We start from the raw sequence: 25,366 nt of genomic DNA on the forward strand, positions 1-25,366 counted from the left end.
AGGTAAGGCCCTTGCGGTGTGCCTGCGGTGGCGCCAGGCCGAACAGTCGGCGAACCTACCCCGCCCGTCCGCGTTCATTCCCCCGAGCGGGCCCCCGGCCGCTCCGGCGAACTGCCCGGATCAGGCAGGATCGGCAGGCAGCGCCTGCGCTTCCGCCGGATGCCGGTCCCCCTCCCCCGGCGCGGGGCTGAGCGGGGAGGTGTAGGCGCCGCCCTCGACAAGACCGGCGGCGCTCATGCGGTCGTACTCGGTCAGGATCAGCTCCTTCGTGCGGTACGTGCCGCAGCGGGCCTCGTCCTTGCGCCGGACGATGGGGAAGGTGTCCAGGATGTAGCCGGCGTCGGAGCGGTCGATTCCGTAGAGGTGGAAGAAGAAGGCGTCGAGTTCGGCGCGGATCTGCCTGCGGCGGGTCCCGTCCCAGCGGAAAGGGGGCCCGGTGTCGCCCAGGTCGGTGGCGAACGGTCGCATGTCGTGGGCCGTGTAGGTGAGTTCCAGAACGCGCGGGGTGAGGAAGTCCGTGAAGCGGCGAATGACTTCCGGGGGCAGCACGGGGAGCTGGCGGACGTAGAAGAAGTTGAGGTTGAGTCCGGCGACCTTCTGGCGGGTGACGAAGTCGTAGACGAAGGAGTTGAAGTGCGCCGCGAGGGCGGCGCTGTCCCGCGAGGTCCTGGTGCGCAGCAGGAAGACGGAGTCGCCGATCGCCGCCGGCGGGAGGATGGCGGCGATCATGGTGCGTTGGTTGGTGGGGCTGCTGATCCGGAGGAAGGCGAGCCAGCCGGGCGGCGCGTCGTGCGGTGTCTCGGCGCTGTCCACCCAGTTCCCCGGCACGGCGAGGCGGGACGCGGAGGCCCGGTCGCCGGCGCTCAGGTAGGACGGCTGGTTCTGGCGCTTCACGGCTGTGGCGCTCTTGACGACGTCGGCGGCCCGGTGGTCGTACGCGTCGACCATCTTCGCCTCGTACAGCGGGAGCATGGCCCGGCCCGCCCGGACGAAGCGGTTGCCGGACGGCTGCCATCCGGTGGCCGTCAGCTCGTCGCGGGTGCGGAAGAGGTGTGAGTCGTTGGACATGTGGAACATCGTCCGGAACGTCACACCCCACGGGTTGCCGTCCGGGTCGCCCTCCTTGATCAGGACGGGCACCCGCTCGTAGATGCCGAGGGTGATCTCGGCATCCCGGCGGGAGCGGAAGACGGGGCAGGTGCCCGTGTTGGGGTTGAGGAGCGTGATCTCCTCGGGGGTCAGAGCGAACGCCTTGCGCTCGTCGTCCAGTTCGGCCGGATCGTGGAGGAAGAAGGCGAACCGGGCGGCGGGTTCGTGCAGGGCCCGCCCGGTCAGGGACAGGATGCTGAACTTGAACGAGCGGTGGACGCCGGGGAAGACGGGCGCGGCGTTCTCGAAATCGTGGAGGGCGGCGATCGCGCCCTTGAGGACCAGGTCCTTGAAGAAGAACTGGGTCGTCGCGTCCGTGGCGATGCCCGTCGGCACGATCACGCCCATGCGGCCGTGCGGGCCGGTCAGCGCGCGGCACGTCTCGGCGAAGACGGCGTACGTGTTGATGTCGCCGCGCCCGGTCAGCGGATGGCGTCCGGCGTTGCGCAGGAAGTGGCTCTCGGCTTCCGCCCTGCGTTTGGCCACCTCGAACTCGGCGTGGAGGCCGGCGCCTTCCGCGTCCTCCTTCAGCGCGGCGATCAGGCGCTTGCGGGTGGCGGCGGTCTTCGCGGCGGCGATCTCCGGGTCGTGCTGGGCGAAGAACTCCTGCTCCTGGAGCTTGATGCGCTCCCACGGCGGATTGCCCAGGACGCAGGCGAATCCACCGGCCCACCCCGTGGCCGGGTCGACCCCCGCCCCGGACCCGGGGACGGTGAAGACCTCGGGGAACTCCAGGTGCCAGTGGAAGAACCGGTGCCGGCGCCGCAGCCGGACGATCTCGTCGTGCGTGGACCGGGGAACCGCGTCCGACGCCGGGTCCTGGAGGTTGCGGAAGACCTCCTCGGTGACCGCCGGCGGGGCACCCGCCGCCTTGCGCCACATGAACGCGGCGCACCAGGCGTCGGCAACGTGCCGCGCATGCGTGTACGCGGTGGAGTCGGCGAGGTCGCGGTAGGCGGCCTCCTGCCCGTGCACCTCGGCGAGGGTGCCCGAGGAGGCGTCGACGATGCCGCGCAGCTCCGTGGCCAGGGCGGTGTTGGCGGTCCTCGGCCCGGCGCCCGGGCCGAACTGGCCGCTGCCACCGGCGCGTTCGGCCCGGTTCCGCTTGGCCAGGGCCCTGGCGTACGCCTTGTCGTCACCGGCGAGGGGCTTGAACGCGGCGTCCGGGATGCCGGCCCGCAGCAGGCCCGGGGTCGCACCGAGCAGCGCGTTGCCGTGCTTGATGTGCGCGTCCAGAAACCCCAGCGGCCTGCCCGGCTCCAGAGCCTCCAGCCACAACGACACCTTGGCCAGCTCGACGGCCATCGGGTTGAGGTCCACGCCGTGGACGCAGTGGGCGACGACCGCGTGGAGGGCGTGGCGGAACGCGCCCGGAGTCGGTTCCGGGTGGCCTTCGCGCACCGCCGCGACGCGCTTGGCGATGCGCCGGGCCGCCGCCACGAGGAAGTGGCCGGAGCCGCAGGCCGGGTCGCAGACCGTGAGGGCGAGCAGCTCGCGGACGACGGCGTCGGAGGGGTCGGTGGCGCCCCGGGCCGCTGCCGCCCGCTCGCCGCGCTCGACGGCGGCGTCCAGGACCGGGTCGAGCGTGGAGTCGAGAAGGCGCCCGATGAGCGAGGAGGGGGTGTAGTAGGAGCCCGTCGTCTTACGGGTGTTGCCGGGCAGCCCGACCAGTTCGAAGGTGCGGCCGGCCGGGCCGAGCCGTGGGACGAGTGCGAGCAGGGACTCGTAGACGGAGCCCAGTTCCTCGGCGCCGAGGTGGCCGTAGTCGACCGTACGCGGACGGCCCGAGCCCGCATCCCGGACCTGGGAGAGGTGGCGCACGGCCGTCAGCAGGTGCTCGTCGGACAGGGCCAGGCCGTGCAGCGGGGCGTCGGTCTCCGTGGCGTCGAAGATGCCGCCGAGACCGGGCAGGCCCAGTTCGGGGCGGCCGTTCTCGTCGCCGAGGGCGTCCAGGACCAGGCGCAGGGCCTCGTACAGGTCGCCGCCCTGCCCGGTGCCGCGCCGCTCGTGGGCATGGGCGCGCAGGCGGGCCGAGGAGAACGACGTCTCGTAGCGGGACCGGGCCGGACCGCTCGCGTCCGGGGACAGCAGGGCGTCGCGGTCCTCGGCGACGAAGACGAAGAGGAGGCGGTAGACGAGGCGCAGCAGGGCGTTGTGCAGGGCGCCCGCGTCGGCGCCCGCGCGCAGGGCGGCGTTGGCGGGGTGGCGCAGGAAGCCGGTGCCCAGGGTGGTGAGGGCCGCCCGCACCCCCTTGCAGAGCTGGTCCAGGGCCCGGGTGCCGGAGGCGATGGCCTCGGTGCGCCACGTCTCCAGCCGGCACGTCGAAGGCGCCGCCCCCTGCTCCACCTCGAAGCGGGAGGCGTGCAGCAGCCGGTACAGGAGCGCGAACTCGCCGAACCGCTCCCCGTCGAAGACCGACTCCAGGTCGAATTCGATGTACGACGCCGTCGGCAGCGTGCTGGAGTCCCGGAGCAGGCGCAGCCGGCGGCCGTTGGTGAGGATGCCCCAGAGGTGGGCCCCCGTGCGGTTCAGGCAGTCCTGGAGCAGGGAATGGGGCGGGGCCTGCCCGGCGCGACGCGTGTCGAGCCCGTGGTCCCAGGCCGTCTGGTGGATCACGACGTGGTGCCACCGGTGCGAGACGGGGAACGCCTTCGCCGCGCCGGAGTCGGCCGCGATGCCCGCCGGGCCGACGGTGGTGAGCGGGCCGAAACCGAGTACCCGCCAGAGCGGGGCCGGCCAGTCGGTGGCCGTGAGGTCGGCCGGGGCGGTGGCCGTGAGGCCGGCCGGGGCGGTGGCCGTGGGGCCGGCCGGGGTGGTGGCGGCGGTCCGGAAGGCCGCCTTGAGGTACTCCCAGCTCCGCTCGATCTCGTCGTGGACCGAGCGCGAATCGCTCAGACCGTAATCGGCGGGCAGGCAGCCGGCGACGTCCCTGCCCTCGTGGATCCGGACCAGCATCTCGGCGGGCAGGAGCGCACCGGCCGTCCGGACCGCGGCGAAGACCCGGCTGGGGGTGGGGGCCGACATCAGGCGGGCTCTCCGGCGCCGTGGGCGAGTGCCATGGGTCTTCCTCCTGAGCGCTCCCGCGCGGCCCTGGCCGAGACCGCTCCCCCATGGTGGCTGCCGCACCTCGCGCCCCTCACCGCCGGGGTGGCCCTCGACCGTCAGGAGCGTGTCGGCAGCGTACACAGAAGGGGACATACCGGAGGAGACCCCGACAGCGTCCAGGGGGCCGACGCGGCGCCGTACGTCAGGGCGGCCCGCCCAGCGCCCGGGGCCGTCCGCGCGGGGTTGGCCATCCTGACCACCGTTCCAGGTGATCGCGGTGGCCGGCTGCCGCCGGTGCGGGCCGCGCGCCCGTCGAAGGGGGAAGTCACGTGCGGGGTGGCGCGGGCCGGGGGCCGGCCAGGAAGGCCGAGCAGGCGTGGAACCAGGCGACGGAATTCCTGCGGCAGGGCGACAAGGGCGGAGCCGCCGTGCAGTTCGCGCTCGTACTCCGCCGGCGAACTGGTCCTCATCGCCCGGTCCGTGCTGGCGTCGCAGGGTGACGAACCCGATGCCGGGGCCCTCGACGTCCTCGGTTCCCTCTGCACGGCGATCGTGGACCGCGGTATGGCCGACACCGTGGGCAACGCGCGGTTCGCGCGCGAGCTCTGCTCGAAGGCATCGGCGCAACGCGACCCGCGGCTGTACTCCGCGCACGCCGGCGGCACACCGACCCGGCAGGAGATGGTCACCGTCCTCGCCTGGGACATCGTCGCCGCGCACGACGAACTCATGGAGGCCCGCCGCGGCGGGGACGCGGAGTAGGGCGGGCCGGCCGCCCGGCCCGCCCCCTCTACGATCGAGCACGTGTGCGCAAACGTGATCGTCGCCGAAGACGACGAGAATCAGGCCGAACTCCTCCGCCGCTACCTGGAGCGGGAGGGCCACCGCGTGACCGTCGCCCCCGACGGACTCGCGGCCCTCGACGCGGTCCGGCACCGGGAACCCGACCTGCTGGTCCTCGACGTGATGATGCCGCGGGCCGACGGCCTCGACGTCGTACGGGTACTGCGCGCCGAGCAGCGGGAGCTGCCGGTCCTGATGCTCACGGCCCGCACCACGGAGGACGATCTGCTGCTCGGCCTCGACCTGGGCGCCGACGACTACGTGACCAAGCCGTACAGCCCGCGTGAGCTGATGGCCCGGGTGCGTACGCTGCTGCGCCGCAACCGGCGGGGAACGGGCGGCGAACCGGACGGCGCGGGCGTGCTGACGGTGGGGGCGCTGGTCGTCGACCCGGCCCGGCACGTGGTGTCGGTGGAGGGTCGGGCGGTGGAGTGCACCCCGGGCGAGTTCCGGATCCTCTCCGCGCTCGCGGCCGAGCCCGACCGGGTGTTCTCCCGGCAGCAACTCCTCGCCGAACTGCACGGGTTCGACCGCTACATCAGCGACCGCACCGTGGACGTGCACGTGATGAACCTGCGCAAAAAGATCGAACCGGCCCCGCGCAGGCCCGTCCGGCTGCTCACCGTCTTCGGTGTCGGCTACAAGCTGACGGACCCGGCGAAGGCGGCGGCGCGTGCTTCGTCGTAGCGCGAGGCGTCCGGGCGGGGGCGCTCCGGGCGCGGGCACGGGTACGGAAGGTCCGGGCGGGGGCGCTCCGGGCGCGGGCACGGGAGGTTCGGGCGGGGGCGCTCCGGGCGCGGGCACGGGTACGGAAGGTCCGGGCGAGGGTGCTCCGGGCGCGGGCACGGGACGTCCGGGCGGGGGGCGGCGGCCCGTCGCGTTGCGCAAGAGCCTGTTCGCCCGGCTGCTGGCCGTCTCCGCGCTGGTCGCGGCCTGTTCGGTGGCGGCGACCGCCTGGCTCGCCGTGCAGACGACGTCCGGCGCGATCCGCCAGGAGCAGGGCCAGAACCTCACCGCCGACGCCCGGATCTACCACCGCCTGCTCGGTTACGCGGCAGCCCACCCCACCTGGGACGGTGTGGAGGAGACCGTGCGGGAGCTGGCCGAGCAGTCCGGCCGGCGGATCGCGCTGACGACGCAGGCGCGCGCCCCGCTCGCCGACTCGGCGGAGCCCGAGCCCGCGACCGCGCTTCCGGCCCAGGCGTCGGCCGTCGTGGACCCTTTGGCGGTGGACACGGCGCTGGCGGCGGAGAACGCCGGGGCGTCCGGCACCACCACCGACCGGGTCGATCCGCGAGCGGTGGGGCCCTTCCGGCTGCCGGCGTCGGAGCGTACCCGGCTGCGCAAGGTCGCCGACCGGAGCGTGGCCTGCCTCAGCGACGCCGGGATCGCCTCGGACGTGGTCGCGAGCGCGAGCGGGCGCCCCCTGATCCAGGTGGTCGGCGGCAACGACCCCGAACGTGTGCAGGGCACCGGATGCGCCGTCGACGCGCTGGACACCCCGACGGCCACCGAGAAGAAGGCGCTCAAGGCGCTGAACCAGCTGGCCGACGCCTGTCTGAAGCGCCAGGGCCGCGACGGTGTCCAGCTGAAGCTGGGCCTGTCCTGGGGGCAGGCGGCCGAGCCGGTGCCCGCGGAAGCGGTGCCGATGCCCCCGGGCGCGCTCCCCACGCTGCCACCGACCGCCGTACCGAGCGTCGCCCCGACCTCCGTACCCCGCGAGCGGCAGAGCGCGACGCCGAGTGCCGCGCCGAGCCCCGGCCCCCAGCAGGCGGCCGGCAACAGCGAGGACGACCGGGCCATCGCCTCCTGCGTGGGCACCGCCCGCCGCGAGCAGCTCAGCTCGTACGTCGCCTCGCCCGCGCTGCTGTTCATCGGCGACACGGGCGGCGCCACCGTGCCCGGCTTCGACCTCTCGCCGGCCAACACCGCCCGGATCGCGGGCGCTGCGGCCCTCGTGCTGGCCCTCACCGTCGGCGCCTCGGTCCTCGTCGGGGCCCGGCTCGTACGGCCGCTGCGCGCCCTGACCGGTGCGGCCCAGCGGATGCGTGACGGGGAGGACACCGCGCCCGTCGTGGTCGCCGCGGACAACGAGATCGGGCGGCTCGCCGCCGCGTTCAACGACATGTCCGCCCACCGCGCCCGCCTGGAAGTGCAGCGCAAGGCCATGGTCAGCGACGTCGCCCACGAACTGCGCACCCCGCTCAGCAACATCCGGGGCTGGCTGGAGGCCGCGCAGGACGGGGTCGCCGAACCCGACCCGGCGTTCATCGCCTTCCTGCACGACGAGGCGGTCCAGCTCCAGCACATCATCGACGACCTCCAGGACCTGGCGCAGGCCGACGCCGACGCCCTGCGGCTGCACCCCGAACCCGTACGGATCGAGGAGCTGCTCGGCCAGGTCGCCGCCGCGCACCAGGCCCGCGCCGACACGGCGGGCGTCGTGCTGAGCGTCCAGGCGCCGCCACCGGGCCGCCCGCTGCCGGGGCTGACGGCCGACCCGGTCCGGCTGCGCCAGGCCGTCGGGAACCTGGTGTCCAACGCGGTCCGGCACACCCCGGCGGGCGGAAGGGTCACGCTGCGGCCGTACGGCTCCGCGGACGGGGACGCGGTGCTCGTGGACGTGGCCGACACCGGCAGCGGCATACCGGCCGATGACCTGGCCCATGTCTTCGACCGGTTCTGGCGCGGCGAGAAGTCCCGCAACCGCCGCACCGGCGGCAGCGGGCTCGGCCTGGCGATCGTGCGCAAACTCGTGGAGGCGCACGGCGGGGCGGCCACCGCGGCGAGCGTGCCGGGGCAGGGTTCGGTGTTCACGCTCCGGCTCCCCGCCGACGGCAACTCCCCGGCGGGGGCGGCGGGGGACGGGCCCGGCGACCCTGATGCGATGACCACAACGATCTGACAGCTTCCTCACAACTTGGCGCGAGCCTGTCCACACGCCTCGCACCGCGGTGCGCCCCGCACCGCGGCCGCCCCCGAGGCCGATCCGAACGGAGCTCTGCCCATGCCCCTGCGCACGTCCCTGCGTACCGCCCTCCTCGCCGCCGTCGTGGCCGGCGCGGTGTGCGTACCGGCCACATCGGCCTTCGCCGACTCCTCCGCCACCCCGTCGGCCGCGCCGACCCAGCCCCCGGCGGAGCAGTCCGCCGAGCCGTCCCCCATGCCCTCGGGGGAGCCGACCGTCGCCCCCTCGGCGATACCCTCCGAGGCACCGCGCGGCGGCGTCGCGGCCGGTGAGCACCCGGCCGGCACTTCGGGCGACCACACCGGCACCGTCACGGGCTCCGCCGCGGCGGCCGCGCTGCTGGTCGCCGGCGCCGGGACGGTAGTCCTGCGCCGCCGCACCGCCCGCCGCGACGGCTGACCCGTCCCGCAGCCGATGAGCAGGCAGTGGCGCCGCCCTTCCCCGGGCGGCGCCACTGCCGTCGTACGACCCTCTGGAGTACCTTCCCGTGTCCCGTAAGCACCCTGTTCGCCGCACCGCGCTGCCGGTGTCCGCCTGTCTCGCCCTGACCGCGCTCGTCGCACTGACCGGCTGCTCCGGCACCGCCCCGGAGAAGTCACCGGCCAAGCCCCCGGCGGCGGCCGTGAAAGCACCGCCCTCCCCCGCCCCCACTACCGCCCAACCGCCCGTCCACGTCTCCATACCGTCCCTCGGGGTGGACAGCGAGGTGATGCGCCTCGGCCTCAACCCCGACCGCACGGTCGAGGTGCCGCCGGCCGACAAGGGCATGACGGTCGGCTGGTACACCGGCAGCGCCGCACCCGGCGAGCCCGGCGCGGCGGTGCTGATCGGCCACAACGACACCCGCTACGGGCGGGCCGTCTTCCACGACCTGAAGAAGATCGCCCAGGGCGCGGACATCGTGGTCCGGAACGGCCGGGGCACCGACGTCCACTTCGAGGTCACGGGCCGCGAGACGGCGAGCAAAAAGGCATTCCCGACCGTCCGGGTCTACGGCCACACCACGGACCGCGCCCTGCGACTGGTCACCTGCGACGGCGCGTTCGACGCGGACGGGCACCCCGTGGACAACCTCATCGTGTACGCGAAGAGGAAGTGAGGGGGCCCATATCGAGCTCGCGCTGCCACCCGAGGTGCCGTACGGCTTCGCCTCGCTTCCGCAGTACGAGACCGAGCGCATATGAACACGGGCGTCCAGGACGCCTGCAACCTGACGGCCTAGCCGCGCCCCTTCGCGAGGCGCTGGCGGCGGGCTTCGTAGAGGACGATCGACGCGGCGTTGGAGGCGTTGAGGGAGCTGGCCGAGCCGGTCATCGGGATGGAGACCACGTGGTCGCAGCGCTCGCGCCAGGCCGCGCTCAGGCCCGCCGTCTCGTTGCCGATGACCAGCAGGACGGGCTGGGTCAGGTCGAAGTCCGAGGCGTCGCACTCGCCGTGCTCGTCGGTGCCCACGACGACTACCGGCCGGCCCCGGTCGCGCTCCTCGTCCAGCCACTGCGCGACCTCGCGGTGCGAGGGGGTGCGGACCACGGGCAGGGCGAAGAACGAGCCCGTGGTCGCGCGGACGGCCTTCGGGTCGTACGGGTCCGCCGCGTGCCCCGTGACGATGAGTCCGCGCGCGCCGAAGGCGTCGGCGGAGCGCACGATGCTGCCGATGTTGCCCGGCTGTGTCGGGCGGTCGAAGACCAGGCCGAGGAAGTCCTCGCCGACCGTGATCCGGGACAGGTCGTCCGGTGCCATCTCGACCACGGCCAGGACCTCGGGGGCTCCCTCGGGCTTCTCGCTGAGCTCGGCCAGCAGCTCGGGGGCCACCGCGATGCGCTCGGTGCTCACGCCGCGCATCAGCTCCTCGGCCCAGCGGGAGAGCGGACGGCTCGCGTCGTACAGCAGGGAGCGGACCGTCCAGCCGTGCTCCACGGCCATCGTGACCGGCCGGACGCCCTGGACGAGGAACTCGCGGGCGCGGCCGCGCTTGGTCCGGTTGGTGAGCAGCGTCTGGAACTGCTGAAAGCGGGCGTTGCGGGTCGAGATCCGCTGCACAGCCACCGGTGGTCCTTTCAGGAGGTGATCGCGGCACCGGCGGCGACGGCCGCCCCCGGAAACCAGAAATTCCCACGGTTCGCGATGAACCGTGGGAACTGGATGAGTGTCCGAGGGGGGACTTGAACCCCCACGCCCGATAAAGGGCACTAGCACCTCAAGCTAGCGCGTCTGCCATTCCGCCACCCGGACCAGGTGATCCGCCGCGGTCTCCCGTGGCGACAAAGAAAACAATACCAGGGGTTCGGGGTACCTCTCACCCGCATATCCGGTGACCATCCGGTCGTCCCTGCGCTGGTCAGCGCGGTGCGGGGGCGCCGGGGGCGCTTTCCGGGCCGAGCGCCCGCCGCTCGCGTACGGACCGTCGCGGACCACGTACGGACCGTGCCGTCGGAGGGTCGGCGGCCGGTTCCACGGGCGGATGAGTGAGGCGGGTTACGTTCGCCTGCATGAGTGATCGCCGCTCCCGTCCGCCCCGCGCTGTCACCGCTGCGTGAGCACCTGCGCGACACGTTCTGGTTCGCTCCGGCCCTGACGCTGGTCTGTGCGTGCGTGCTGTGGTTGGCCGCATCGGCGCTGGACGAGCGGATCATCTCGTATCTGCAGGGCGAGCGGGCGTACGACGAGATGTTGTCGGCCTTGATGGCGTCCATGGCGGACTTGGCGCCGGCGCCCCCGACCATCAGGAACTCGTCGCGGCCGGCCTGCTGGATGGCGCGGAGCGCGCCCACGCCCTGGTCGTCGTCGTGGTCCACAGGGCGTCGGACTTCTTCTGCGCCTGGCGGAGCTGCGCCATCTTCGCCTGCCCCGACTCGACGGTGACATCGGCCGCCTGACAGGCCACCAGCTTGGTGTCGGGGTGGTTCTTCAGGGCGTCGGCGAAGCCCTCGCTGCGCTGTCTGGTCAGCTCCGGGTTGTCGATCCCGGCGAGCTCCACGACCTTGGCGCCCGGCTTGTCCTTGAGCTGTTCGCCGGTGTAGGTGCCGGCGTTCAGGCCCATGCCGTAGTTGTCGCCGCCGACCCAGCAGCGGTATGCCTGCGGGGAGGCGAAGATCCGGTCGAGGTTGATGACGGGGATGCCCGCCCGCATGGCCTCCAGGCCGACCTGGGTGAGTGCCTTGCCGTCGGCCGGGAGGACGACGAGGACGTCGACCTTCTTGTTGAAGAGGGTCTTGACCTGGCCGATCTGGCCGGCGGTGTCGTGGGAGCCCTCGGTGGTCTCCAGGGTCACTTCGGAGTACTTCTTCGCGCGGGACCTGGCGTTCTCGTTGATGGAGTTGAGCCAGCCGTGATCGGCCTGCGGTCCGGCGAAGCCGATGGTGACGGCCTTGCCCGGCCGGTCGTCGGCGGCGGGCGCGCCGCTCGTCGCGGCGGTGTTCTTCTCCTTGGGCTCATTGCGGTGCAGGCGGTCAGGAAGGCGCCCGCGGAGACCGCTGCGGTGCCGAAAAGCAGTCCTCTGCGGATGGGGTCTTTCACGGTCGGACGGGCGGGAAGGCCAGACGGGCGGAAGGTCAGACGGGTGAGAAGAGGTGGTCGCTGATGAGCCTGGCCGCGCCGGTGACTCCGGCGGCGGGCCCCAGCTCGCCCAGGACGATCGGAAGGTTGCCGGTGGCCAGCGGCAGGGAGCGCCGGTAGACCTGGGCCCTGACGCCGGCCAGCAGCGTGTGGCCGAGGCCGGTCACCCCGCCGCCGATCACCACCAGGGCGGGGTTGAAGAAGCTGACGAGCCCCGCGATGACCTGGCCGACCCGGTTGCCGCCTTCGCGGATCAGGCCGAGCGAGGTGGCGTCGCCCATGGCCGCGACGGCGGCCACATCGGCGGCGGTGAGCCTCCCGGCCGCCGCCAGCCGGGCCGCGAGCTCCGCGGACTGTCCGGCGCGGGCCGCCGTTTCGGCATCGCGGGCCAAGGCGGCGCCGCTGAAGTGCGCCTCCAGGCAGCCCCGGTTGCCGCAGGCGCAGAGGCGGCCGGCGGGTTCGACCTGGATGTGGCCGATGTCGCCGGCGCTGCCCGTCGCGCCCCGGTGGACGGTGCCGCCGACGACGATGCCGCAGCCGATGCCCGTACCGATCTTGACGCAGAGGAAGCCGCCCACGGAGCGGGCCACGCCCGCGTGCTGCTCCCCCATCGCCATCAGGTTCGCGTCGTTGTCGACCGTGACGGGGCAGCCCAGCTCCTGGCTCAGTGCCTCGCGGACCGGGAAGCCGTCCCAGCCGGGCATGATCGGCGGTGCGACGGGGACGCCCTCGGGGAAGCGGACCGGTCCCGGTACGCCGATCCCGGCGCCGTCGAAGCCTTCGGCGAGCCCGGAGTCCCGGAGCTTCGCCGCCATGGACAGCACCTGTTCGAAGACGGCGACGGGCCCCTCGCGTACGTCCATGGGGTGGTTGAGGTGGCCCAGGACCTCCAGCTCCGCGTTGGTGACCGCCACGTCGACGGAGGTGGCGCCGAGGAAGCGCAGGTGCGGGGCGAGGCGGATGTTGTGCGAGCGGCGGCCGCCGCGTGACGCGGCGAGTCCGTCGGCCACCGCGAGGCCGGTCTCCAGCAGCCGGTCCACCTCGACGGCGAGCTTGGAACGGGAGAGCTCGACCTGATCCCCGAGCTGCGCCCGGGAGTTGGGCCCGCCGTCACGCAACAGCCTGAGCAGGCGCGCCTGGTGGGCGTTCGCGGGTCGTGCGGTCATACGTCTCACGCGCCCCTCCCCGCCTCACCGGCCTGTGCTTCGGGCTTGGCACGGGAACGTAGCAGCGGTTGTCCGGGCGGGAAGAAGTCGCGCGGAAATCCGCAGAACTTTCTCCACTCCGAGGACAAAGCCCGCTGCCGGGGCCGGGCCCGCCCCTGTCAGGGGCAGCGGATCACCTGTCCCGCGTAGCTGAGGTTGCCGCCGAAGCCGAAGAGCAGCACGGGGGCGCCGCTGGGGACCTCGCCCCGCTCGACCATCTTGGACAGGGCCATGGGGATCGAGGCGGCGGACGTGTTGCCGCTGTCCACCACATCGCGCGCCACGACGGCGTTGACCGCGCCGATCTTCCTGGCGACCGGCTCGATGATCCGCAGGTTGGCCTGGTGCAGGACGACCGCGGCGAGGTCTTCCGGGGTGAGGCCCGCCCTCTCGCACACCTTGCGGGCGATGGGCGGCAGCTGGGTGGTGGCCCAGCGGTAGACCGACTGGCCCTCCTGGGCGAAGCGCGGCGGCGTCCCCTCGATCCGTACCGCGTCCCCCATGGCGGGGACCGACCCCCACAGCACCGGTCCGATCCCGGGCACCTCCGCGTCCTCGGAGTCGGCGACCACGACCGCCGCGCCGGCGCCGTCGCCCATCAGCACACAGCTGGAACGGTCGGTCCAGTCGACGATGTCGCCCATCTTGTCGGCGCCGATCACCAGGGCACGGGTGGCGGCGCCGGCCCGCAGCGCGTGGTCGGCGGTGGCGAGGGCGTGGGTGAAACCGGAGCAGACCACGTTGATGTCCATCACCGCGGGCGACTCCATGCCCAGGCGGGCGGCGACCCGGGCCGACATGCTCGGCGAGCGGTCGATGGCGGTGGAGGTGGCGACCAGCACCAGGTCGATGTCGGCCGGCTGGAGGCCCGCCCCGGCGAGGGCCTTGGCCGCGGCGTGCGCGGCGAGCTCGTCGACCGGCTCGTCGGGGCCGCCGATGTGACGGGTCTTGATGCCGACGCGGCTGGTGATCCACTCGTCACTGGTGTCGACCATGGCCGCCAGGTCCTCATTGGTGAGCACCTTGGCGGGCTGGTGGTGGCCGAGCGCCGCGACACGTGAGCCGGTCATCTACAGGGTCCCCTCGTTACATCTGGCAGGAACCAACCAGTCTTGGTCGCTACCGCCCGGTAGGGGGGCAGGTGATCCCACAGGAATACCGGCTCAAGGTTGGAGGCTTGGCAACAGCGGCCCGCAACCTTCGATTACGCCATCCGGTCGCGACGTCGCTTCCGATGTGCAGGACAATGTGACCGTCGGGGCCCTCCGCCGCAGGCCGGACCGGTGGCGCGCCGGCAGCCTACGCCCTGGGCCGCTTCGGCCCTCCCACGTACAGAAATCGGGTCCAACGGTCATGGGACGGGTCACCGAGCGCCGCCGCACCATCCGCATCCGGGACGGGGCCGTCTCCAGCCGCCCCGACACCCTCGTCGCCGAGGAGCCGCTGGAGATACGGCTGAACGGCAGGCCGCTCGCCATCACGATGCGCACCCCGGGCGACGACTTCGCGCTCGCGGCCGGCTTCCTGGTGAGCGAGGGGGTGATCGGTGACGGCTCCGACGTCCAGTCGATCGTGTACTGCGCGGGCGCGACGGCCGAGGGTGTGAACACGTACAACGTGGTGGACGTGAGGCTCGCGCCCGGCGTCGAGGTGCCCGACATCACGCTGGAGCGCAACGTCTACACGACGTCCTCCTGCGGGCTGTGCGGCAAGGCGAGCCTGGACGCGGTCCGCACCACGACCCGCCACCCGGTCGCCGACGCGCCCCCGCTCCGGGTCGAGCCCGCGCTGCTGGCGCGGCTCCCCGACCGGCTGCGGGCCTCCCAGCGGGTCTTCGACCGGACCGGGGGCCTGCACGCGGCGGCGCTGTTCACGGAGACGGGCGAGCTGGCCGACATCCGCGAGGACGTCGGGCGGCACAACGCCGTCGACAAGCTGGTCGGCCGCGCCCTGACCGACGGCCGGCTGCCGCTGTCCCGGTCGATCCTGCTGGTCTCGGGACGGGCCTCGTTCGAACTGGCGCAGAAGGCGGTGATGGCGGGCATTCCGATGCTGGCGGCCGTCTCGGCGCCCTCGTCCCTCGCCGTGGACCTGGCGGCCGAGACCGGCCTCACCCTGGTCGGCTTCCTGCGCGGGCCCTCGATGAACGTGTACGCGGGAGAGCACCGCATCGCGCTGGACGCGGGTTAGCCCACCGCGACGGCGTCCCTTGGCGCGCTCTGCGCGGGTGCGTCCTCGCGCGGGTCGTGGGCGCGCCGCCTGGCGATCACCGCGCAGACCATGAGCTGCATCCGGTGGAAGAGCATCAGCGGCAGGACGGCGAGGCTCGCCTGCGCGCCGAACAGGACACCGGCCATGGGCAGCCCCGAGGCCAGGCTCTTCCTGGAGCCGGCGAACTGGATCGCGATGCGGTCCTCGCGGGCGGAGCCGAGCCGTTTCACCCCGTACCAGGTCGCCGCGCACCAGTTCCGCGCTCGCCGGACCCAGTACAGGGAAGACGACGGAGGTGCAGGTCAGGACCGTGAGGTGGAGGCGCACGAGCGGGCGTCGGCGTTCTTCACGGGCACCCGGCTGCGCGGGCGGCTGCGGTTCGGGGCCTCGGAGGACTTCGTGCAGACCCGGCTGCCGGAGATCCTCCAGACGTTCCGCCGCGACCACCCGGAGGTCGAGCTGGAGCTGACCGTGGAGCTGTCGGGGACCCTGCACCGGCAGCTGGAGGCGGGCCGCCTCGATCTGGTGCTGGCCAAGCGGCGGGCCGGGGACACCCATGGGCAGCTGGTCTGGCGGGACACCCTGGTCTGGATCGGTGCGCCGGGACTGCGGATCGACCCGGACCGCCCGGTGCCGCTGGTCGTCTTCCCGCCGCCGGGCATCACCCGGGCGCGGGCCCTGGAGGTCCTGGAGGAGCAGGGCCGCTCCTGGCGGGTGGCGTCCACGAGCGGCAGCCTGAGCGGTCTGATCGCCGCCGCGCGGGCGGGGCTCGGCGTGATGGTGCACACGCGCGGTCTGGTGCCGCCCGGGCTGGTGCCCGTTTCGGCCAGGGCGGGGCTGCCCGAGCCGGGCGGCGTGGACTTCGTCCTGCTGCACGGGAGGCGGCGGGGCGGTGCGCAGCAGGCGGCGGACGCGCTGGCGGCGGCCGTCCTGGCGGGCGGTGACCGGCTGATCCGGCCGCCGGGCGGGGCCGGCGCGGTCCGGGGGCGCGAGCAGGCATGACGGGGCGCCGGGAGGGGGAGAATCCCCGGGACGCGCCGTCCGGCGCCGGGAGGGGGAGAATCCCCAGGACGCGACGTCCGGCGCCGGGCGGACCGATCCCACCGGACCAGTCGCGCGGGGACGATCCGCCCGTACCTGCCCACAACGGCAGTGATCGCGGCGTACAGATTCGGTGGAGATTCCCGCGCGAGCCGCTTACCCCGTGGTCCCAAGCGCGCCCGAGCCTTGCCCATCTGGCCGGATTTCGGCCCCTGACCAGTGCAGATACCACGGGGAACGGACCGCTCCGAGCCCTCCCGCCGGGGCGCCCGGTGGGGTAGCGTCGCGGCGCTGTGCGGAGCGCCACAAGGAGCAGGTCATTGCGCGAGTTCACTGTCCCACCCATGGCCGCCGCTCCCCACGTGGGCGGCCTCGCCGACGTCGTGTTCGACCATGCCGATGAGGACCCGTACCGGGTCGCGCTCGGCCGAAAAGATGCGGACGGCCGCTGGCAGGACGTCACGGCGGCCGCGTTCCGCGACGAGGTGCTGGCCCTGGCCAAGGGGCTGATCGCCCACGGGGTGCGGTTCGGCGACCGGGTCGCCCTGATGTCGCGTACGCGCTACGAGTGGACCCTCTTCGACTTCGCCCTGTGGGCGGTCGGCGCGCAGTCCGTCCCGGTCTATCCGACGTCCTCCGCCGAGCAGGTCCTGTGGATGCTGCACGACGCCGAGGTGTCGGCGGTGATGGTGGAGCACGAGGACCACGCGATGACGGTGGCGTCGGTCATCGACCGGCTGCCGCAGCTGAAGCGGCTGTGGCAGCTGGACGCCGGCGCGGTGGAGCAGCTGGTCGAGTCGGGCACGCACGTCGAGGACGAGGTGGTGCACCGGCACCGGCGTGCGGTGACCCCCGAGTCGGTGGCGACCGTGATCTACACCTCGGGCACGACGGGCCGCCCCAAGGGGTGTGTCCTCACGCACGCCAACTTCATGTTCGAGACGGACACCATGGCGTCGCGCTGGGAGTCGGTGTTCCACTCCAGGCCGGGCGACGAGGCGGCGACGCTGCTCTTCCTGCCGCTGGCGCACGTCTTCGGGCGGATGGTGGAGGTCACCGCGATCCGCGGCCGGGTGAAGCTCGGGCACCAGCCGGAGCTGTCCGCGAAGGCCCTGATGCCGGATCTGGTCTCGTTCCGTCCCACGTTCATCCTGGCGGTCCCGTACATCTTCGAGAAGGTCTTCAACGGGGCCCGGCGCAAGGCCGAGGCGGAGGGCCGGGCGGGGCCGTTCGACAAGGCCGTCGACATCGCGGTGAAGTACGCGGAGGCGATGGAGGCGCGGGCCTTCGGCACCGGTCCCGGCCCCTCCACCGGGCTGCGGATGCAGCACCAGTTCTTCGACAAGGTCGTGTACAAGAAGGTGCGCGACGCGATGGGCGGCCGGATACGGCACGCCATGTCGGGCGGTTCCGGCATGGAGCGGCGGCTCGGCCTCTTCTTCGCGGGCGCCGGGGTGACGGTGTACGAGGGGTACGGGCTGACCGAGACGACCGCGGCGGCCACCGCGAACCCGCCGGAGCGCACCCGGTACGGCACGGTCGGGCAGCCGATCCCCGGCACGACGGTGCACATCGCGGACGACGGCGAGGTGTGGGTGTACGGGGCCCATGTGTTCGGCGGCTATCTCGGCGACCCGAAGGCGACCGACGCGGTGGTAAACGACGGCTGGCTGGCCACCGGTGACCTGGGCGCGCTGGACGAGGACGGCTATCTGACGATCACCGGGCGGAAGAAGGAGATCCTGGTGACGTCCGGAGGCAAGAGCGTGTCGCCGGCCGCCCTGGAGGAGCGGGTGCGGGCGCACCCGCTGGTGGCGCAGTGCATCGTCGTCGGCAACGACCGGCCCTACATCGCGGCGCTGGTCACCGTCGACCGGGAGGCGGTTGAGCACTGGCTCACGATGCAGGGGCGGCGGCCGCTGACCCCGGCCGAGCTGGTGCGGGACCCGGATCTGGAGATGGAGGTGCGGCGGGCGGTGGTGGCGGCGAACACGGCGGTCTCGCAGGCCGAGTCCATCCGTACGTTCCGCATCCTGGCCCACCAGTTCAGCGAGGAGCACGGGCTGCTCACACCGTCGCTGAAGCTGAAGCGCAAGGCGATCGAGGCGGCGTACGAGGCCGAGGTGGACGCGCTGTACCGCTGAGGTGCGGGAACGGGTGCGGTGCGGCGGGAATGCGCGGGCGCCCTTGATCGTTGTCGTGGGGAGTCCCACCCACCAACGTTAGGATCGACTGCTCGTGAGCCAGGTCCCCTCCCTCACTCTCAACAACGGCGTCGAGATGCCCCAGCTCGGTTTCGGCGTCTGGCAGGTGCCGGACGACGAGGCCACGAAGGCGGTCACCACCGCCATCGAGTCGGGCTACCGCAGCATCGACACCGCCGCGATCTACCAGAACGAGACGGGCACCGGAAAGGCCATCGCCGCCTCCGGCGTCGCCCGTGACGAGCTCTTCGTCACCACGAAGGTGTGGAACACCGAGCAGGGATACGACTCGACGCTGCGTGCCTTCGACTCCTCGCTCGAGAAGCTGGGCCTCGACCACGTCGACCTGTATCTGATCCACTGGCCGGTGCCGGCCAAGGACGCGTACCTCGACACCTACCGCGCGTTGGAGAAGATCTACGCCGACGGCCGCGCGAAGGCCATCGGTGTGTCGAACTTCCTGCCGGAGCACCTGGAGCGGCTGCTCGGCGAGACGTCCGTGGTGCCGGTGCTGAACCAGATCGAGCTGCACCCGCAGCTCCAGCAGGCCGAGTCGCGTGCGCTGCACGCCGAGCACGGCATCGCGACCGAGGCGTGGTCGCCGCTGGGCTCGGGCAAGGGCCTGCTGGAGGTGCCCACCGTCCTCGCGGTCGCCCGCAAGCACGGCCGTACGCCCGCGCAGGCGGTCCTGCGCTGGCATCTGCAGACGGGCAACGTGGTGATCCCGAAGTCCGTGACGCCGTCGCGGATCGCGGAGAACATCGACGTGTTCGACTTCGAGCTGGACGCCGACGACCTGGCCGCGTTCGCGGCGCTGGACGAGGGCAAGCGGCTCGGCCCGAACCCGGGCGAGTTCAACGTGGGCGCCTGAGCGCTGAAGCAGTACGGAACCGCCGCCCCGGCTCACGAGCCGGGGCGGCGGTTCCGCTGTGTACGGGGCCTGGTTCAGGCGCGGCGGCCCAGGTGGAGGGTGCGGGCCAGGAGCAGGAAGGTGTCGGTCCGCCGGTGCAGTCCGGCCGGGTCCTCGGGGTCCAGGAGCCGGTCGAGCACGGCGGTGTCCTCGGCGCGCAGGTGCTCGCCCAGCCCGGCGCGGCGGCGGGTGAAGTCGGCGATGACCTGTTCGCGCGCCGCGTCGCCGAGCGGTGCGGGCAGGTCGAGCAGGAAGCTGCGGGTGCCCTGCGGGGTGAGGCCCGCCGCACCCAACAGGGCGGCCCAGTCCTCCACCTCCCGCCGGGCATCGGACAGTTCGGCGCGCATCTCCTCGAAGAGTTCCGCCTCCACCGCCTCCATCCGGGCTTCGAGCCCGGGCTTGCCGAAGCCGAGATCGCGCGGGAGCTGCCGGGGCTGGAGGCCGCCCTCGACCAGGGCGACGGTGCCGCCGGGGCGCAGCAGTGCGGCGAATCCGGCGAGGACGGCACGCTGGTCGCCCATGTGGTGCAGCGCGTTGCCGGCCCAGATCAGGTCGGCCTCGCCCAGGTCCGGGAGGCCGGCGGGGAGGGTGGCGTGCAGGGTGGTGACGCGGTCGGCGAGTCCGAGCCGCTGGGCGCGGGCGCGGGTGCGCTCCAGCAGGGCGGGGGTGCCGTCGACGGCGACGACCTCCGCCTCGGGGAAGACCTCGGCGAGCAGGCAGGAGATCACGCCGGGGCCGCTGCCGACGTCCAGGACGCGGCGCACCTTCGGTGCGGTGGGCAGTGAGGCGATCCAGCGGGCCGCCTCGGTGTACTGCGCGCTGCTGATCTCGGCGTTCCGCTCCAGGAGCGGGGCCATGACGTCCCAGTCGGGTTCGGTCCCGCCGTGCCCGTGCCCGTGGCCCGCGCCGCGCTCGTGGTGGAGGCCCTGGTGGCTGTCGTCGTGGTGCCCGTGTCCGGTGTGGTTGCTGGTCATGGGTCCAGCCTCACCGAGCCCTGCTCACCGCGCAAACTTCGTTGCTGTTCCGGCAAGGCTCCGCTCTTGCGGTACTCCTGCGGGCTGACGCCGCGTACCCGCTATGACCGCCTTCGGGGCGGTGGCGCGGCGGTGCGGGGTGCGCCGCCTGGTGGTGTTGTCCGGGCGGGGTGTCCGGCGGCCGCCCCGGCACGCGGCACCCCGCCACGGGTGGCGTCGTGGAGGGCGGCTTCTTTGCCGTAGTCCAGCACCCGGGCGACGATAGGCCACGGTTCCGGCCGCGCGCGTCCGCCTGGAGGTCTAAACCAACGACGTATTGCCGTGAGACCCCGGTGGCCATAACTTGCGGTGATGGAGCTGGAGTTGCGCCATCTGCGAACCGTACGTGCCATCGCCGACACCGGCAGCCTGACCAAGGCCGCCGCCGCGCTCGGTCTCGCGCAGCCCGCGCTCAGCGCACAGCTGCGGCGGATCGAGAAGGCGCTCGGCGGCCCGCTCTTCGACCGGGACCACACGGGCGCGCGGGCGACACCGCTGGGCGAACTGGTGCTGGAGCGGGCCCGGGTGGTGCTGCCCGCCGTCAGCGAACTCCAGGAGGAGGCGGTGCGGTTCGCCAACGCCATGGGGAACATGGAGCGGTTCCGGCTGGGCGGCACGCACGGCCCGTTGCTCGGCGGGCTGGTCGACCGGCTGGCGGCGGCGCATCCGGCCGCGCCCGTGTCCACGTACACCTCCTGGTCGGTGGCCGAGATCGCCTCGCAACTGGTCGGCGGCAGACTGGACTTCGCACTCATCGGCACCTGTGGCGAGAGCGCCCCGCCGGACGCGGACCGGCTGGAGTGGCAGGTCATCGGCGTCGATCCGGTCTTCGTGATGCTGCCGGAGACCCATCCGCTGGCCGGGCGCGCCGAGCTGGGGCTGTCCGAGCTGGCGGACGAGTGCTGGGCGGACGTGCCGGGCGACGGCTGCTTCGCGGACTGCTTCGTGGCGGCCTGCGCGCGGGCCGGCTTCAGCCCGGCGTCGGTGTACGAGACCGACACCACGTCCGTCGTCCATCTCGTCCAGGTGGGGCGGGCGGTCGGGCTGTGCCGGGCGACGTTCCCGCCGACGCCGGGTGTGGTCACCCGGCCGGTCGCCGGGGCGCCGCTCAGCTGGCGCCATCTGCTGGGCTGGCATCCGCGCTCGGCTGCGGCGTCGGCGGCGGCCGGAGCGGTGAGCGGGCACACCCGGGCGGCGTACGCCCAGGCGGTGGAGCGCAGCGAGAGCTACACCCGCTGGCTCGCCGCGCATCCCCGCTTCGGCGCGGCGCCCTGACAGGCGGGGTGCTACTGCGCCCCGTGGCCGGACGCCACTGCGGCCACCCGGGCGGCCAGACCGAGGTCCTTCTCGGTGACCTTGCCACCCGCGTCGTGGGAGTTCACGGACAGGGCGACCGTGTTGTAGCCGAGCGTCAGGTCGCTGTGGTGGTTCAGCTCGTCCTGGATCCGCGCGATGTGGACGGTGAACGCGGCGGCGGCGAAGTGCGAGGGCAGCCGGTAGGTGCGGGTGATCCGGTCGCCCTCCAGCGTCCAGCCGGGCAGCTCGCGCAGCCGGTCCTCGATCTCGTTGGGCGGCAGCGGTGCGGCGGGCATACGGCGGCTCCCTCACTGGTGGTCGATGCCGGTCGGCGGTGCCGGTGACGTTACGGTCTTCGTATGACAACTGTCGCGCTCGACACGGGGGTAGGGCCGCTGCTGCGCAACTGGCGGGAGCGGCGGCGGATCAGCCAGCTGGAGCTGGCGCTGCGGGCCGGCTCGTCGGCCCGGCACATCTCGTTCATCGAGACCGGGCGGTCGCGCCCCAGCGAGGAGATGGTCCTGCGGCTGGCCGAGCACCTGGAGGTGCCGGTCCGGGAGCGCAACGCCCTGCTGGTGGTGGCCGGTTACGCCCCGCACTACACGGAGACCGCGCTCGACGACCCGGCGATGGGGGCGCTGCGCGACGGCCTGGACCGGCTGCTGCGCGGCTACGACCCGTACCCGGCGTTCGTGGTGGACGGAATGTACACGGTGGTGGCGGCCAATCAGGGGTTGATCCGGCTCTTGGAGGGGGTGCCGGAGCATCTGCTCGCCCCGCCGCTGAACGCCATGCGGCTCACCCTGCACCCGGAGGGCCTCGCCCCGCGCATCCGCAACCTGCGGGAGTGGCGGGCCGATCTGCTCGCCCAGATGGAGCGGCAGATCGCCCTGGTCCGTTCGGCGGAGCTGCGCGAGCTGTACGAGGAGGTCGCCGGCTACCCGGTGGCGGCGGGCGCGGGCGGGCACGAGGAGTGGGAGCCGCCCTCGTCGTCGGTGCCGTTCGCGCTGCCTCTGCTCATCGAGCACGACGGTCGGCTCCTGTCGTTCGTCGCGTCGATCGCCACGTTCAACACGCCGATGGACGTGACGGTGGCGGAGCTGGCCATCGAGACGCTGCTGCCGGCCGACGAGGAGACCGCCGCCCATCTGCGCTCCCTCGTGCCCTGACGGCCGTCCCCGCACCGGTCGGCCGGTGCGGGGGCGGCCTGACGGCCATGTCGCGGGCTACACCCGCGCCCCGTTGTCGTGCGGGTCCCGGCGCCCTGCCCCCTTCCTGGCGCGCGGGGCGCGGGTGCGGGCGGGCGGCGGGACCTTGCTGGTGCGTTCCAGCAGGAGCGCGGCCGGTACGGCGGTCATGACCGAGGAGTACGTACCGACGACGATGCCGATCAGCAGGGCGAGGGCGAAGTCCTCCAGGGAGTCGCCGCCGAGCACGACCAGCGCGACGAGGATGAACAGGGCGCCCATCCCGGTGTTCACCGTTCTGGGCACGGTCTGCAGGACCGCCTGGTTCGCCACGGACGCGAGGGGGCGCTTGCGGGCCTTCGCCCACAGCTCCCTGACCCGGTCGAAGACCACCACCGAGTCGTTGACGGAGTACCCGATGACGGTGAGGAGCGACGCCAGGAAGATGCCGTCCACGGTCCGTCCCAGCCAGGCGAACGCCCCGACCAGGATGATCACGTCGTGGAGCAGTGCCCCCACCGAGGCCACGGCGAACGTCCAGCGGAACCGGATCGCCAGATAGGCCAGCTGGACGAGTACGGCGATGGCCAGGGCGATCAGCGCGTTGCGCCGCAGTTCGTCGCCGAGGCTCGGGCCGATCAGTTCGTCGCGGACCTTGGTGGTCTCACCGCCCTCGGCGGCCAGGGCGGCCCGCAAGGTGTGCTCGCCGTTGTTGTCGAGGTCCCCGGTCCGCACCGAGATGTCGCCGGCACCGGCCGTGGTGACCTCCGCGTCGCCGAACCCGGCACCCGCCAGGGCGCTGCGCGCGGTCTCGACGTCCACGGGCCGGCTCGTCGAGTACTCGATGAGCCGGCCGCCGGTGAACTCGACGCCGAAGTTCACCCCGCGCACCACGATGCCCGCCACCGCCACCGCGATCAGGAGTGTGGAGACCATAAGCCAGCGGCGCGGGCGGCGCATCAGCTGCGGGTCGCGCCTCCCGAGCCACGTCCGCACCCGGCCCGGGATCGCGATGCCGTTGATGCCCCGGTAGTCGCCGACGAACCGGGAGCGGGCCGCGATCTCGGTGAGTGCGCGGGCGATGACGAGCGCGGAGAACATCGACGCCAGCACACCGATGGCGAGCGTGACGCCGAAGCCCTTGACCGGGCCCGAGCCGAGGAAGAACAGCAGCCCGGCCGCGATGAGCGTCGTCACGTTGGAGTCCGCGACGGCGCTCCACGCGCCCTTGAACCCGGCGGTGAGCGAGGCGCGCAGGGTCCGGCCGGGGCGCGCCGCGTACTCCTCCCTGGCCCGTTCGAAGACGAGCACGTTGGCGTCGACGGCCATGCCGATGGCCAGGACGAAACCGGCGAGTCCCGGCAGGGTGAGGGTGACGCCGAGCGCGACCAGGGCCGCGTACGAGATGACGCCGTAGGCGGCCAGGGCGACGGCGGCGAGCGCGCCGAACAGGCGGTAGACGACGGTGATGAACAGGGCCGTGGCGGCGGCGCCGATCAGGGCGGCGCGGGCGCTGGCGTCGATGGCGGCGGCACCCAGCGTCGGGCCGACCGTCCGCTGTTCGACGATCTCCACGGGCACGGGCAGGGAGCCGCCCTCGATCAGGAGGGCCAGTTCGCGGGCCTCGTCCGCGCTGAAGGAACCGGTGATCTGGGTGGAGCCGGAGGGCAGGCCGGCGCCGCAGGAGACGGTCGGCGACACCTGGGGCGAGGAGATCACCTGCTGGTCCAGGACGATGGCCACCCGGCGCCGCTCGTCCTGGACCGGGTGGCAGGCCGCTTCCCCGGTCAGCCGGGTCCAGTCCCGCCCGGCGTCCTTGTGGAAGTCGAGCGAGACGGTCCACCCCGCGCCCTGCTGGGCGTCGAACTCGGCGGACGCCTTCTTGACGCCCGCCCCGGAGAGCGCGGTGGGGCCGAGGGCCAGTTCGCGCCCCTGCTCGTCGGGGAGCGTCAGCCCCTCCTTGCCGCCCTCGGCGCCGTCGGCCGTGCCCGGGCCCTGGACGGCGTGGAAGGTCAGCTGGGCGGTCTTGCCGATGACCTCGGCAGCCTTGCGGGGGTCCTGGACGTCCGGGAGTTCGACGATGATCCGGTCCTCGCCGGACCGGGTCAGGGTCGGCTCCGTGACACCGAGCGAGTCGATGCGCCGGCGCAGCACCTCCAGGGTGCGGTCGGTGCTCTCGCGGTCGGCCTTCGCGGTGTCGGAGTCCTTGGCCTGCAGCACCATGCGGGTGCCGCCCTGGAGATCGAGGCCGAGTCTGGGTGACATGGTCAGCGTGATGAACACGGAGACGAGCAGTACGGCCGCAGCCAGAACCGCCCGCACCGTGGTGGCGCGCGTCATTGCGGGTTTCCTCCGAGGGGACGCCGAGCGCCCCCGCGCCCGTCAGGAGGGCGAGGAGGGCACGGCGGTGGTGGGGAGCGGGACCTGCGACAGGTCCCCGGACCGGTGGGGACCGGCCCGCGGAGGCCCGCGCACACCGGGGAGCGCGACACGCAGGCGCTCGGCGGCGGCGGAGGGAAGGGCGCGTACGGACCAGGGGACGGGGGGCGGAAGCGGGATGCCGGGCGGGCACGGGACCAGCCCGCCGGGGCCCGGCGGGGGCAGCTGGTGTGCGGTACGGGGATGCTCGGCGGCGGCCCACGGCCCGGTACGCGCCCCCCGGTCGGCGACGGCCTTGGGCGCGGCAGCCACGGGTGCGGCGGCCGAGGCGGGGGCGGTGGCCGAGGCGAGTGCGGCGGC

General features: G+C 73.2%; 19 protein-coding genes, 1 tRNA gene and 2 pseudogenes. 11 read left to right on the top strand and 11 right to left on the bottom strand.

Features of this window, described 5'->3' with window-relative positions:
* Window positions 1–120: 120 nt before the first annotated feature.
* Entirely contained in the window at window positions 121–4,173 is a 4,053-nt protein-coding gene (locus E6R18_RS28405; protein WP_136319764.1) for a DNA methyltransferase, read from the bottom strand.
* Between the two features lie 501 nt (window positions 4,174–4,674).
* Between E6R18_RS28405 and E6R18_RS28410 the strand changes: the two genes are divergently transcribed.
* The 5 genes from E6R18_RS28410 to E6R18_RS28430 all read left to right on the top strand — a co-directional run bounded on the left by E6R18_RS28410 (window position 4,675) and on the right by E6R18_RS28430 (window position 9,104).
* Complete coding sequence (locus tag E6R18_RS28410) at window positions 4,675–4,956, top strand: hypothetical protein (protein WP_240799884.1); 282 nt, start codon at window positions 4,675–4,677, stop codon at window positions 4,954–4,956.
* A 42-nt stretch (window positions 4,957–4,998) separates the two neighbouring features.
* Window positions 4,999–5,724, top strand: coding sequence for a response regulator transcription factor (locus E6R18_RS28415; RefSeq protein ID WP_240799885.1), 726 nt, complete (start codon window positions 4,999–5,001; stop codon window positions 5,722–5,724).
* 193 nt (window positions 5,725–5,917) lie between these two features.
* On the top strand, window positions 5,918–7,942 hold the full coding sequence (locus E6R18_RS28420; RefSeq protein WP_136319748.1) for an ATP-binding protein: 2,025 nt from the start codon (window positions 5,918–5,920) through the stop codon (window positions 7,940–7,942).
* A gap of 102 nt (window positions 7,943–8,044) precedes the next feature.
* Complete coding sequence (locus E6R18_RS28425) at window positions 8,045–8,404, top strand: hypothetical protein (RefSeq protein ID WP_136319749.1); 360 nt, start codon at window positions 8,045–8,047, stop codon at window positions 8,402–8,404.
* Between the two features lie 88 nt (window positions 8,405–8,492).
* Complete coding sequence (locus tag E6R18_RS28430; RefSeq protein ID WP_136319750.1) at window positions 8,493–9,104, top strand: class F sortase; 612 nt, start codon at window positions 8,493–8,495, stop codon at window positions 9,102–9,104.
* 119 nt (window positions 9,105–9,223) lie between these two features.
* Here E6R18_RS28430 and E6R18_RS28435 read toward each other — a convergent pair whose 3' ends face one another.
* The 5 genes and pseudogenes from E6R18_RS28435 to E6R18_RS28460 all read right to left on the bottom strand — a co-directional run bounded on the left by E6R18_RS28435 (window position 9,224) and on the right by E6R18_RS28460 (window position 13,835).
* Window positions 9,224–10,045: an RNA methyltransferase gene (locus tag E6R18_RS28435; RefSeq protein WP_206308452.1), complete on the bottom strand. Its 822-nt coding sequence runs from the start codon at window positions 10,043–10,045 to the stop codon at window positions 9,224–9,226.
* Between the two features lie 107 nt (window positions 10,046–10,152).
* Window positions 10,153–10,237, bottom strand: a tRNA-Leu gene (locus tag E6R18_RS28440).
* Between the two features lie 437 nt (window positions 10,238–10,674).
* Window positions 10,675–11,521, bottom strand: a pseudogene (locus tag E6R18_RS28450) (substrate-binding domain-containing protein); the annotation flags it as partial.
* Window positions 11,522–11,556: 35 nt separating this feature from the next.
* The gene (locus tag E6R18_RS28455; protein WP_136319752.1) at window positions 11,557–12,726 is read right to left on the bottom strand and encodes an ROK family protein; all 1,170 of its coding nucleotides are present in this window, start codon (window positions 12,724–12,726) and stop codon (window positions 11,557–11,559) included.
* A gap of 158 nt (window positions 12,727–12,884) precedes the next feature.
* A complete protein-coding gene (locus E6R18_RS28460) occupies window positions 12,885–13,835 on the bottom strand; it encodes a beta-ketoacyl-ACP synthase III (RefSeq protein ID WP_136319753.1) in 951 nt (316 codons plus the stop codon).
* Window positions 13,836–14,118: 283 nt separating this feature from the next.
* Here E6R18_RS28460 and fdhD point away from each other — a divergent pair, with 283 nt between their 5' ends.
* Complete coding sequence (fdhD, locus tag E6R18_RS28465) at window positions 14,119–14,955, top strand: formate dehydrogenase accessory sulfurtransferase FdhD (protein ID WP_136319754.1); 837 nt, start codon at window positions 14,119–14,121, stop codon at window positions 14,953–14,955.
* Here the strand turns inward: fdhD and E6R18_RS28470 are convergent.
* Window positions 14,952–15,218 (bottom strand): annotated as a pseudogene (locus E6R18_RS28470) (bile acid:sodium symporter); the annotation flags it as partial. The gene fdhD and the pseudogene E6R18_RS28470 overlap by 4 nt on opposite strands.
* On the opposite strand from E6R18_RS28470, the gene E6R18_RS28475 reads away from it, so the two are divergent.
* From E6R18_RS28475 to E6R18_RS28485, 3 genes are all read left to right on the top strand, one after another.
* Entirely contained in the window at window positions 15,121–15,978 is an 858-nt protein-coding gene (locus E6R18_RS28475; RefSeq protein WP_240799882.1) for a LysR substrate-binding domain-containing protein, read from the top strand. The pseudogene E6R18_RS28470 and the gene E6R18_RS28475 sit on opposite strands and share 98 nt — an antisense overlap.
* Before the next feature lie 383 nt (window positions 15,979–16,361).
* Window positions 16,362–18,161 carry an AMP-dependent synthetase/ligase gene (locus E6R18_RS28480; protein ID WP_136319755.1) on the top strand — a complete coding sequence of 600 codons (1,800 nt, stop codon included), beginning with the start codon at window positions 16,362–16,364 and terminating at the stop codon, window positions 18,159–18,161.
* Between the two features lie 94 nt (window positions 18,162–18,255).
* Window positions 18,256–19,092, top strand: coding sequence for an aldo/keto reductase (locus tag E6R18_RS28485; RefSeq protein ID WP_136319756.1), 837 nt, complete (start codon window positions 18,256–18,258; stop codon window positions 19,090–19,092).
* 74 nt (window positions 19,093–19,166) lie between these two features.
* Here the strand turns inward: E6R18_RS28485 and E6R18_RS28490 are convergent, their stop codons facing one another.
* Window positions 19,167–20,105, bottom strand: coding sequence for a class I SAM-dependent methyltransferase (locus E6R18_RS28490; RefSeq protein ID WP_136319757.1), 939 nt, complete (start codon window positions 20,103–20,105; stop codon window positions 19,167–19,169).
* Between the two features lie 351 nt (window positions 20,106–20,456).
* On the opposite strand from E6R18_RS28490, the gene E6R18_RS28500 reads away from it, so the two are divergent.
* On the top strand, window positions 20,457–21,419 hold the full coding sequence (locus E6R18_RS28500; protein ID WP_136319758.1) for a LysR family transcriptional regulator: 963 nt from the start codon (window positions 20,457–20,459) through the stop codon (window positions 21,417–21,419).
* Window positions 21,420–21,430: 11 nt separating this feature from the next.
* Here the strand turns inward: E6R18_RS28500 and E6R18_RS28505 are convergent, their stop codons facing one another.
* A complete protein-coding gene (locus E6R18_RS28505) occupies window positions 21,431–21,736 on the bottom strand; it encodes a 4a-hydroxytetrahydrobiopterin dehydratase (protein WP_136319759.1) in 306 nt (101 codons plus the stop codon).
* A 63-nt stretch (window positions 21,737–21,799) separates the two neighbouring features.
* On the opposite strand from E6R18_RS28505, the gene E6R18_RS28510 reads away from it, so the two are divergent.
* A complete protein-coding gene (locus tag E6R18_RS28510; protein ID WP_136319760.1) occupies window positions 21,800–22,609 on the top strand; it encodes a helix-turn-helix transcriptional regulator in 810 nt (269 codons plus the stop codon).
* 57 nt (window positions 22,610–22,666) lie between these two features.
* Here the strand turns inward: E6R18_RS28510 and secD are convergent, their stop codons facing one another.
* Both secD and E6R18_RS34230 read right to left on the bottom strand, forming a co-directional pair.
* Window positions 22,667–24,967, bottom strand: a complete 2,301-nt coding sequence (secD, locus tag E6R18_RS28515; protein WP_136319761.1) for a protein translocase subunit SecD — start codon at window positions 24,965–24,967, stop codon at window positions 22,667–22,669.
* Window positions 24,968–25,009: 42 nt separating this feature from the next.
* On the bottom strand, window positions 25,010–25,366 hold a 357-nt coding region (locus tag E6R18_RS34230; RefSeq protein ID WP_168712463.1), incomplete at its 5' end, for a hypothetical protein.

Source organism: Streptomyces sp. A1277 (genome assembly GCF_004795015.1).
Taxonomy (GTDB): domain Bacteria; phylum Actinomycetota; class Actinomycetes; order Streptomycetales; family Streptomycetaceae; genus Streptomyces.